7 protein-coding genes are annotated in these 6,269 nt (G+C 61.8%); 3 read left to right on the top strand and 4 right to left on the bottom strand.

The window, feature by feature from the left end; translation table 11 throughout:
- Positions 1-447: MarR family winged helix-turn-helix transcriptional regulator (locus BFP95_RS09330; RefSeq protein ID WP_065890273.1), on the bottom strand; the 447-nt coding region annotated here is incomplete at its 3' end.
- 80 nt (positions 448-527) lie between these two features.
- Positions 528-1,478, bottom strand: coding sequence for a LysR family transcriptional regulator (locus BFP95_RS09325; protein WP_049709297.1), 951 nt, complete (start codon positions 1,476-1,478; stop codon positions 528-530).
- Positions 1,479-1,587: 109 nt separating this feature from the next.
- Here BFP95_RS09325 and BFP95_RS09320 point away from each other — a divergent pair, with 109 nt between their 5' ends.
- Positions 1,588-2,337 (top strand): sulfite exporter TauE/SafE family protein, encoded by a 750-nt coding sequence (locus BFP95_RS09320; RefSeq protein WP_065872729.1) that lies wholly within the window; start codon positions 1,588-1,590, stop codon positions 2,335-2,337.
- Here BFP95_RS09320 and BFP95_RS09315 read toward each other — a convergent pair.
- Positions 2,327-3,208 carry a LysR family transcriptional regulator gene (locus BFP95_RS09315; protein ID WP_065882422.1) on the bottom strand — a complete coding sequence of 294 codons (882 nt, stop codon included), beginning with the start codon at positions 3,206-3,208 and terminating at the stop codon, positions 2,327-2,329. The two genes, BFP95_RS09320 and BFP95_RS09315, sit on opposite strands and share 11 nt — an antisense overlap.
- 70 nt (positions 3,209-3,278) lie before the next feature.
- Here BFP95_RS09315 and BFP95_RS09310 point away from each other — a divergent pair, with 70 nt between their 5' ends.
- Positions 3,279-3,485: a DUF1127 domain-containing protein gene (locus BFP95_RS09310; protein ID WP_065872727.1), complete on the top strand. Its 207-nt coding sequence runs from the start codon at positions 3,279-3,281 to the stop codon at positions 3,483-3,485.
- Positions 3,486-3,530: 45 nt separating this feature from the next.
- Positions 3,531-4,760 carry a winged helix-turn-helix domain-containing protein gene (locus BFP95_RS09305; RefSeq protein WP_065909907.1) on the top strand — a complete coding sequence of 410 codons (1,230 nt, stop codon included), beginning with the start codon at positions 3,531-3,533 and terminating at the stop codon, positions 4,758-4,760.
- Positions 4,761-4,872: 112 nt separating this feature from the next.
- On the opposite strand, the gene BFP95_RS09300 is transcribed toward BFP95_RS09305, so the two are convergent.
- Positions 4,873-6,219 carry a class II 3-deoxy-7-phosphoheptulonate synthase gene (locus BFP95_RS09300; protein WP_065909905.1) on the bottom strand — a complete coding sequence of 449 codons (1,347 nt, stop codon included), beginning with the start codon at positions 6,217-6,219 and terminating at the stop codon, positions 4,873-4,875.
- Between the last annotated feature and the right edge of the window lie 50 nt (positions 6,220-6,269).

Genomic DNA, 6,269 nt, shown 5'->3' with positions numbered 1-6,269 from the left:
GCTGGCTTGCAGGTTGGTGCGCAACGCAATCAAATCGCCTTGCAGCTTGCGCAACTGGTCCAATTCCAAGCCGCTGGCGCCAAGAATGCACTGAGGTATCCCCATGGCCTTGTCCTGCAACGCCCGGCCGGCGTCGGTCAATTCCACCACGACCACGCGCTCATCTTCACGGCTGCGTGTACGGCTGAGCAGGCCTTCGACCTCCAGGCGCTTGAGCAGCGGAGTGAGGGAGCCCGGATCGGTCAGCAGGCGGCTGCTGATTTCGCCGACGGTCAAACCGTCCTCTTCCCACAGCACCATCATCGCCAGGTACTGCGGATAGGTCAGGCCCAGGGCCTGCAACAAAGGCTTGTAGACCTTGGTCATCAACAGCGAGGTGGAGTGCAGGGCGAAGCACAGCTGGTTGTCCAGCATCAGCGATTCGCACGGATCAGGGTTTTTGCTCATGGCGGTGCCTCGAAAAAACGTGTCTGGGCTGGAATCTAGCGGGCAAATCTTTAATGCGCCAGATAATTCTGTCCGGGTGGTCAGACCAAGCCGCTTTGCAATGCCAGGTCCCAGGGCGGTACTGGGCTGAAACGGGTTTTGAGGTATTCCAGCAGCAAGCGGCTACGTGCATTGGGTTGCTGCTCCAGGCGCAGCGCATAGATCCCGGTGGTCTCGGGGCTGGGCAAGCCGTTTTCGCAAAACAACGGTAACAGCTCGCCGCGCACCAAGTACTCACTGGCGAGCCATGTGGGCAGATGGGCAATACCCAGCCCCGCCAGTGCGCCGGACAGCAAGGCTTCAGCGTTGTTGGCGCTCATGCGGATGCGCTGCGGGCGATAGGTCGCGCGGCGCCCATCCAGCTCAAAGCGCCAGGCGAACATCGGCGCCAAGCCATCCCAGTCCAGCCCGTCGTGTTCGCTTAGCTCGCGAGGATGCAGCGGCGTGCCACGGCTTTTCAGATAGGCCGGGCTGGCGCAGGCGATGCGTACGATGCTCGCCAGGGGCGTGGCGATCAGCCGGGTATCGACGATATGCCCGGCGCGCAGCACCAGATCGACCTTGCCCAGGTGCGCGCCCTGCATATCCACAAAGCTGTCGATCAAATGCAGGTGCACATCCAGCCCCGGATACACATTGAGGAAATCTGCAATCACCGGCGCCAGATGCCGTCGTCCAAACGCTGCCGGCGCATCCACGCGAATCAAGCCTTCCGGCGCATGGCTGAGGGACACCGCTTCGGCGCGCGCCAATTGCAACTCGCTGACAATCCGTCGCGCCCGCTCGGCAAACGCCAGGCCTGCCGGGGTCGGCACTACCGCGTGGGTGCTGCGCTGGAACAGGCGGCTGCCCACTGAGCTTTCCAGGCTGTCGATGCGCCGTGCCACCGCTGAGGGCGTCAGCGGGTGGCGACGTGCGGCGGCGGAAAAGCTGCCGGTCTCCAGTACATCGAGAAACAGGCCCAGCTGATCGGTCAAGGTATTCGGGTTCATGACTCAAACGCTTATGCGAGATTGGCACAGCCATTGTGCGTTGCTATGCGTTTCCACGCCATAGCCGACTGCGTAGCATGCAAGGCCTGGGATTGAGGAGTAACGCGCAGTGTTGGATTTAGTGATGTATTTGATCTTGGGCGCGGCCCTCGGCACGGTGGGCGGCCTGTTTGGCATTGGTGGCGGGCTGATTGCGATTCCGGTGCTCGGCGTATTGTTCGGCCTGGACCAGCAGTTGGCCCAAGGCACGGCGCTGGTCATGGTGGTGCCCAACGTGATGCTTGCGCTGTGGCGCTATCACCAACGCAACCGCATCGAACTGCGGCATGCGCTGCCGTTGGGGATCATGGGCTTCAGTTTTGCCTGGCTCGGTTCGATCTGGGCGGTGGGCCTGGATGCGGGGGCGATGCGCATCGGCTTTATCGTCTTTCTGATGGTGCTGGCGGCCTATAACCTGCTGCGCATGTTCACCCGCAACGCACCCCCGACTGCACAGATGCGTTACTCCTGGCCCTGGCTGGGCGTACTGGGTGCGGCGTCGGGCTCTATGGGCGGCCTGTTTGGCGTGGGGGGCGCGGTGGTCGCCACGCCGGTACTCACCAGCGTGTTTGGCACCAGCCAAGTGGTCGCGCAAGGATTGTCGCTGGCCTTGGCGCTGCCCAGCACCGGCGTAACGCTGGTGACCTACGCCTGGCACCAGGAAGTGGACTGGATGATCGGCGTGCCGTTGGCCGTCGGCGGCTTGCTCAGTATCAGTTGGGGTGTGAAGGTGGCGCATGCGCTGCCGGAGCGCGTGCTGCGCGGCTTGTTCTGTGGCTTCCTGGTGGTGTGCGCGGTGATGCTGACCTTTAAAGTCTGAAACCTTCGAGGATGTAGTCCGCCAGGCATTCGGTGATGGGCGAATTCATCTGTGGGTTGCGCAACAGGTGCAGGTTCATCGACGGCAGTGGCGGCAGGCCCTCGTCCTTGCCAAGCACGCGCAGGTCATCAGTCACCAGGCTTTCCATGCTGACCATCATCGCCAGGCCGGCGTTGACCACCGCCTGGATCGCCGCCACGTTGGAGCTGTGATAGGCCAGGCGATAATCCCGCCCGGCCGCCTCCAGTGCCGAGCGTGCCCACTGGGTGTAAAGACAATCGGCACCGGACATCGCCAGTGGCAGGGCCTCATGCTCGTCCGTGCAAAAGCATGGCGCCGCCGCCCACACCATGCGTTCTGTGCGCAACAGTTCACCGATTTCATTGCCTGGCTCGCGACTGACAACGGTCAACGCCAAATCACGGCGCTGCATCAGCACTGGTGAGGATTCGCAGTGCATCTCGATCTGGATCAGCGGATAGGCCTTGGAAAACTGCTTGAGAATCCCTGGCAGGAAACGCATCACGTAGTCATCTGGCGTGCCGATGCGCACCAAGCCCACCATGTGCGGCTCACGCAGGGTGTTGAACACCTCGCTGTGCAGTTTCAGGATGCGCCGTGCATACCCCAGCAACACCTGGCCTTCGGGTGTGAGCCGTACCTGCCGACCATCACGCTCGAACAGCTTGCGCTGCAACACGTCTTCTTCCAGGCGCTTCATCTGCATGCTCACCGCCGACTGGGTGCGGTTGACCAATTCCCCGGCGCGGGTGAAACCGCCCTGATCGGCGATGGCGACGAAGGTGCGCAGCACTTCTGTGTCGATGCTTGGAAAACTGGACAAATGATCAATCTCTGAGATGTATTGCATAAGAAACATTCGTTGGATTGATCATAAGCCCGAGCACACACTTGCGCCATCCCCACTGGAGGGCGAGAAGATGAAAGGTCAAAGAGGTTTTGTAGTGCTGGTGAAACGTCCATTTTCCGGGCTGTTTCACAAGATTTCCCGTTGGCAGGTGGTGCACGAGGAGCGGCAGATGCTGGCAACCTTGAGCGATGAGGCGCTCAAGGACATCGGGCTCAATCGCGGCGACGTAGAGCAGGAGCGACACCTGCATTTCTGGCAAGACCCGCTGCGAAAATGATCGCTGATGCAGTAGGGTGTTCGGTGAGTCCACACGGAGAACCTCATGCCCGCCGACCTGTCTTTTTCACTTAAGCAAGCTCGACGCATGGCGCTGGTGGCCCAAGGTTTTTCCGGACGCCAGGCGCCTGCGCTGATTAAGGCTACGCATCTCAACCGGATGATTGAGCGCCTCGGCGTGTTGCAGATCGACTCGGTGAACGCCGTGGTGCGCTCGCATTACCTGCCGCTGTTTTCCCGATTGGGCAATTACTCCCCTTTGCTCCTTGAGCAGGCGGCCTGGAGCCAGGGCCGGCGGCGTTCGTTGTTCGAATACTGGGGGCATGAGGCGTCACTATTGCCGCTGGCGCTTTACCCGTTGATGCGCTGGCGCATGGTACGGGCGCAGCAGGGGCAGGGTATCTATTCACAGATGGCGCGTTTTGGTCGGGAGCAGCAGGCCACGATCCAGCGCGTTTTGCGCACGGTCGAGCAACAGGGCGCATTGGGTGCCGGCAGCCTCTCGACGCGTGAGGAGCGCGCCGGCCTTTGGTGGGACTGGAGCGATGAGAAACACGCGCTGGAATGGTTGTTTGCGGCCGGCCTGGTGACGGTTGCTGGCCGACGTGGCTTTGAGCGTCTCTACGATTTGCCGGAGCGGGTCATTCCCAGCGCTGTCCTACAAACCTCTGTGACTGAGGCCGAAGCCCAGCGCGGCTTGCTGCTGCACAGCGCCACGGCGTTGGGCGTGGGCACCGAGAAGGACCTGCGCGATTACTTCCGTCTCGATCCTGCCGACAGCCGCAATCGCCTCGCCGAACTGGTGGAACACGGCCGACTGCAGGTTTGCCAGGTACAAGGTTGGAAACAACCGGCCTACTGCCTGCCCGAACCCAAAGTGCCGCGCAACGTCACGGCCAGCGCATTGCTGTCGCCATTCGATTCGTTGATCTGGGAACGCAGCCGCACCGAGCGCTTGTTCGATTTCCGTTACCGCTTGGAGATCTACACGCCACAGGACAAACGCGTCTACGGCTATTACGTGCTGCCGTTTTTGCGCAACGAACGGATCGCCGCGCGCATCGACTTGCGCGCCGAGCGCGCCAATGGTCGTTTGGCGGTGCATGCGGTGCATGAGGAGGCGCCGGGGCTTGATGAGGAGGGGATGTTGGCGCTGGCGCTGAACCTGCGGCAGATGGCTGATTGGCTGGGACTTGAACAGGTCCAGCTCAATTGCCGACGGCCGAGTGCCGACCGGTTAAGGGCGGCAATGATGACTATGGATATTGGCCTATAGGGCCCCATCGCGGGCAAGTCGAATCGTCGCACCGCCGCTCCCACATTTGGAGCGCATTCCCCTGTGGGATCCGGGCTTGCCCGCGATGGCGTCGGCTCAGTCGACAAAAATCTCAGCGCTTGACCTGCTTCAACGTCTCAGCAATCAAAAACGCCAACTCCAGCGACTGATCGGCATTCATCCGCGGGTCGCAATGGGTGTGATAGCGGTCCGACAAACCATCTTCAGTAATCGGCCGCGCGCCGCCGATGCATTCGGTGACGTTCTGCCCGGTCATTTCGATATGAATCCCGCCGGCATATGTCCCCTCGGCCTGGTGCACCTGGAAGAATTCCTTCACCTCGCCCAGGATCTGCGCAAAGTCGCGGGTCTTGTAGCCGCTGCTGGCCTTGATGGTGTTGCCATGCATCGGGTCGGAGCTCCACAGCACCTGCTTGCCCTCGTGCTGTACCGCACGAATCAGGCCTGGCAGGTGGTCGCCGACCTTGCCGGCGCCCATGCGCGCGATCAGGTTGAGGCGGCCGGGGTCGTTGTCCGGGTTGAGGATGTCGATCAAGCGGATCAAGTCATCCGGGTTCATGCTCGGGCCGACCTTGACGCCGATCGGGTTGTTCACCCCGCGCAGGAATTCGACGTGGGCACCGTCCAACTGGCGCGTACGGTCGCCGATCCACAGCATGTGCGCCGAGCAGTCGTAGTAGTCGTTGGTCAGGCTGTCACGGCGCACAAAGGCTTGTTCGTAATTGAGCAGCAGCGCTTCGTGGGCGGTGAAGAAGCTGGTTTCGCGCAGTTGCGGCGAGCTGTCCATGCCGCAGGCGCGCATGAAGGCCAGGGTTTCATCGATGCGGTCGGCCAGTTGGCTGTATTTTTCGGCCAGGGCGGAGTTGGCGATGAAGTCCAGGTTCCACTTGTGCACCTGGTGCAGGTCGGCAAAACCGCCTTGGGCAAACGCGCGCAACAGGTTGAGGGTGGCGGTGGACTGGTGATAGGACTGCAACAAGCGATCCGGGTCCGGCACGCGGCTTTTTTCATCGAAACCGATGCCGTTGACGATATCGCCACGGTAGGCGGGCAGGGTGATGCCGTCGATGGTCTCGTCGTTGGCCGAACGCGGCTTGGCGAACTGGCCGGCCATGCGCCCGACTTTGACCACCGGGCAGCCGGCGGCGAACGTCATCACAATGGCCATCTGCAGCAACACCTTGAAGGTGTCGCGGATTTTTGCGGCGGAGAATTCGGCAAAACTCTCGGCGCAATCGCCACCTTGCAGCAGGAACGCGCGTCCCTGGGTCACTTCGGCGAACTGACGACGCAACTCGCGGGCTTCCCCGGCAAACACCAGCGGCGGGTAGCTGGCCAGGCTCTGCTCCACGTGCAGCAGGTGCGCAGCGTCCGGGTACTGGGGTTGTTGCTGGATCGGCAGGGCGCGCCAGCTGTCGGGGCTCCAGGGTTGGCTCATCATGCACTCGATTGTTGATTGACGGTCGGGCGCCAATGTTATCAGCAATT

Source organism: Pseudomonas sp. 58 R 12, from assembly GCF_900005865.1.
GTDB lineage: Bacteria > Pseudomonadota > Gammaproteobacteria > Pseudomonadales > Pseudomonadaceae > Aquipseudomonas > Aquipseudomonas tritici.
The sequence above is the reverse complement of the archived record's forward strand: the minus strand, read 5'-3'. Positions and strand labels throughout refer to the sequence as shown.